4 protein-coding genes are annotated in these 3059 nt (G+C 51.4%); all 4 read right to left on the bottom strand.

The annotated features are described in order from the left end of the window. Window positions 1–187 precede the first annotated feature (187 nt). The 4 genes from H4J77_RS19290 to H4J77_RS19275 all read right to left on the bottom strand — a co-directional run bounded on the left by H4J77_RS19290 (window position 188) and on the right by H4J77_RS19275 (window position 2751). Complete coding sequence (locus H4J77_RS19290) at window positions 188–628, bottom strand: ion channel (RefSeq protein ID WP_182250064.1); 441 nt, start codon at window positions 626–628, stop codon at window positions 188–190. A gap of 46 nt (window positions 629–674) precedes the next feature. Next, entirely contained in the window at window positions 675–1355 is a 681-nt protein-coding gene (locus H4J77_RS19285) for a MauE/DoxX family redox-associated membrane protein (protein WP_404940803.1), read from the bottom strand. 86 nt (window positions 1356–1441) lie between these two features. Continuing rightward, window positions 1442–2263 (bottom strand): DUF305 domain-containing protein, encoded by an 822-nt coding sequence (locus H4J77_RS20230; protein ID WP_182250062.1) that lies wholly within the window; start codon window positions 2261–2263, stop codon window positions 1442–1444. 302 nt (window positions 2264–2565) lie between these two features. Continuing rightward, complete coding sequence (locus H4J77_RS19275) at window positions 2566–2751, bottom strand: hypothetical protein (RefSeq protein WP_182250060.1); 186 nt, start codon at window positions 2749–2751, stop codon at window positions 2566–2568. Window positions 2752–3059: the final 308 nt, after the last annotated feature.

Here is a 3059-nt window from a genome sequence, read left to right as displayed (position 1 = left end):
CAAGCTGAGGCCTTGGGCATGACTAACTTGAATGGTGGCACGCTCTGCAACGCTGAGTTCGGAATAAGACATAGGGCAGCACCGTACCGGAAAGGTCAGGTGTTGCACTCAGTTTTTGCCGCCGCCAGGTATATATGTAGTGGTCAATTGATAGCAATATGATCACCGCCTAGCCGTGATAGCTTTGCTAGCTTGCGAAGGGTTCTTTACCGCCCATAACCTGCAAAACAAAGGTTCCTGATGCCGTGATCAGCAGGAAGCCGTGAAAGGCCTCCATCGCAGTCATGAACCGAAGGTGTCCGGCGGGCATAAGGTCACCCCGCCCGAGCGTCGTAAAATTGACCAGCGAGAAGTAGTAGTAGTCCATGAAGGCAAGGGTCGCGCCGTCGCTAGATGCTGACGACACTAGGTCACCGATCTGTAGATTATGCACCGCGGTCCAGAAGCCTACTGCATACAGTAGTGCTTCGAAGGTGTGAGCAAGTACGATCACTACGACCGTGACGGCAAGGCAATGCCCAGCATGGCGAGACGGCGTCACAAAGTATGATGCGAACCTTAGCGCGCGGTAATGTATTGCAGTGCTGACGGCGATCAGCAGCGCCGTCAGCACAATTGCTAAAATCATTGATTACTCGCTGCCGGATGGACGGGCTGCAATTGAAGCAGCGTCACTAAGCGAAGATCACGATGGCCATCACCACCGCCATGCCTACCATCATAAGGTTTTCGGTCAGCGAGACAAAGCCAAGCGGAACATTGCTGTCGCCGCCGACACAGGCACACTTCAATTCGCGCTTGTCGACGTAGACAGCCTTGAAAACCGACACTGCGCCCACCGTACCAATGAAGAATGCACCGGGTATGGATAGCCATGGCAGGATCATTGCCGTCATGAGAAGACCCGCGCCTGTCTCGACGAACGGGTAAACATAACTATAGCGCACCCAACGCTTCGCCAACAGGTCATAGTTCAGGAACATGGTTGAGAAACTCTCGATGTCCTTCAACTTCTGTAAACCCAGCAGAACCATAGAGATTGAGATAAACCAAGCCAGCGTTTGCCATGCGAAGACCGACGGCAGGGCGACCCAGGCGAAAGCCAGCGCGAGGAGCGCCGCGATCGAGAACAGCGCGATAATCGGCTGATACGTTGTATCATCGGCCTTAGGGTCTTTCTTGCCGAAATGAACCTGAAGCTCATCGTAGCCGCCGATCCGCAGACTGCCAATGAAAGTTTGTGGCGTTGTTTTGACGTCATGCTCGCGCATAAAAGCATCAGTCTCTTCGCGGGTCTCTAGATAGTGATCCTCCACTTCGAACCCTTCACGCTCCAACAAGTCCTTGGACTTCAGGCCAAAAGGTCAGGTATGTTTAGGCATAACCATCCGGTACAGGACGGCCTTCTTTTTCTGATAATCGCTTGGCATTAATGCCTCCTTCAATTGCAGGTCCAATAACCGTCAAAGCCCACACGCAGGGGCCGATCGGTCAACAGGTCAAAGATCAGATTGGCACCTTCACCCCCATCGATTTCGGGGGGAGTGAGGGTCATGCGAACACCTTCAGCTTCCATCCGTGTGCCATCACCTTCCAACAGAATCAGCGAGCCTGAAATCTTTCCAACGCCGCGTCCGTTTACCGTTGCTAAAATCGGGGCGGCATCTACAGCGCGGCCAAAGCGACAGGTCGCTTCTGCACCTAGGGCACGGGTGATTTCGGCGTTGGTCAGCGGAGCTGGACGAATGCTGGCAATAACGGGTGTGGCCAGTGCTACACCTACCGCCTCAATCGGGGCTTCTTCTGGCGACGTGCCAAGAAACGTGTCCGGGCCGGCTTTACCACTGCGCTCAATGTCTTCAACCAAGAATCGCATCTCAGAAATCTCGCGGTCTTGGGCCAGCACGATCTCTTCAGCCAGTTTCGACACACGCGGATCGGTTATTTCGGCCCGGCGCGAGGTAAGGATCGTGATGGAGTGATGCGGGATCATCGCTTTCATCCAGGCCTGATCCTCGACGAAATCCTGACTGCGAAACAGAAACAACGCGGCGACGAAAACCACGGCGCTGCCCACAAAAATGACTACATTTACTGCTTTGTTTACGTACATGCCCAGCATGAAGGACAGCATAATAACGGCCATCGCGGCGCCCATATAGAGCGCCATGTAAGCCCGGCTCTCGCTATAATACAGGTGTTCCCAAGTATAAGAATTTGCGTACATCAGACCAAACATCACGATCGTAGACGTGGTAATCATGCCGAAAAAGCGCCCATAAGACGTGCGGTACCTCCTTCAACACATCGGCTGGTTTAAATAAAATAGTATAGGCACACTTTTTCATTTTCCCACCGATGCTAAAAATCGCATACCCTTTTTCAGGGCCTCTTGATTTTTGCACTTTCGTCATATTACCGTTTAATATTACTCATAAAGTAAATAACATTTAAAGCACCATTGGCAGCGCTGCAGCTATTTAACTCTAGTGGTTATCGACACCGGCGAGTTTACTGCAGGCAACCGATTTAGTGACGCAGCGTTGGGCGTTTTACTGGTTTGCGCTAATTATTATCTTTTTCCTCTGCTTTTTGACTCTTGTGCATACCGAAGTGCACAAAGTGACAGAGCATCATGACACCAAACGCTACGGCCAGCACCCAGCCGCGCCCTAAACCGAGGCTCGGAAGGGTAAAAATAAGCAACAGCGCAAGGCCGCAGCCGATCAACATTGTTGAGATATGCTTCAAATTCCGGCTCCTTCTATGGACTGCCTTTAAGGGTTAAAATGATTACATCATGAGATTGTTTGGCTGCTGTTCTATCAGCAAGAATAACAGCTTATTGACAAAAAATTAATCGACGCCATTTAACAAACGATAAATATCACTGTCTGTAGTTAGCACCAGCGTGGTGTTAGCATCAATAATACTTGGCGGCGGCAAAAACTGAGTGCAACACCTGACCTTTCCGGTACGGTGCTGCCCTATGTCTTATTCCGAACTCAGCGTTGCAGAGCGTGCCACCATTCAAGTTAGTCATGCCCAAGGCCTCAGCT

The organism is Pseudomonas sp. 5Ae-yellow (genome assembly GCF_014077575.1).
In the GTDB taxonomy this organism is placed as follows: domain Bacteria; phylum Pseudomonadota; class Gammaproteobacteria; order Pseudomonadales; family Pseudomonadaceae; genus Halopseudomonas; species Halopseudomonas neustonica.
This window is presented reverse-complemented; position numbering and strand designations above follow the sequence as displayed.

What these genes read in the sequence shown, in the direction of transcription:
- H4J77_RS20230 (WP_182250062.1), bottom strand. Translation starts at nt 2,263, where the DNA reads ATGATTACCACGTCTACGATCGTGATGTTTGGTCTGATGTACGCAAAT.
- H4J77_RS19290 (WP_182250064.1), bottom strand. Translation starts at nt 628, where the DNA reads ATGATTTTAGCAATTGTGCTGACGGCGCTGCTGATCGCCGTCAGCACT.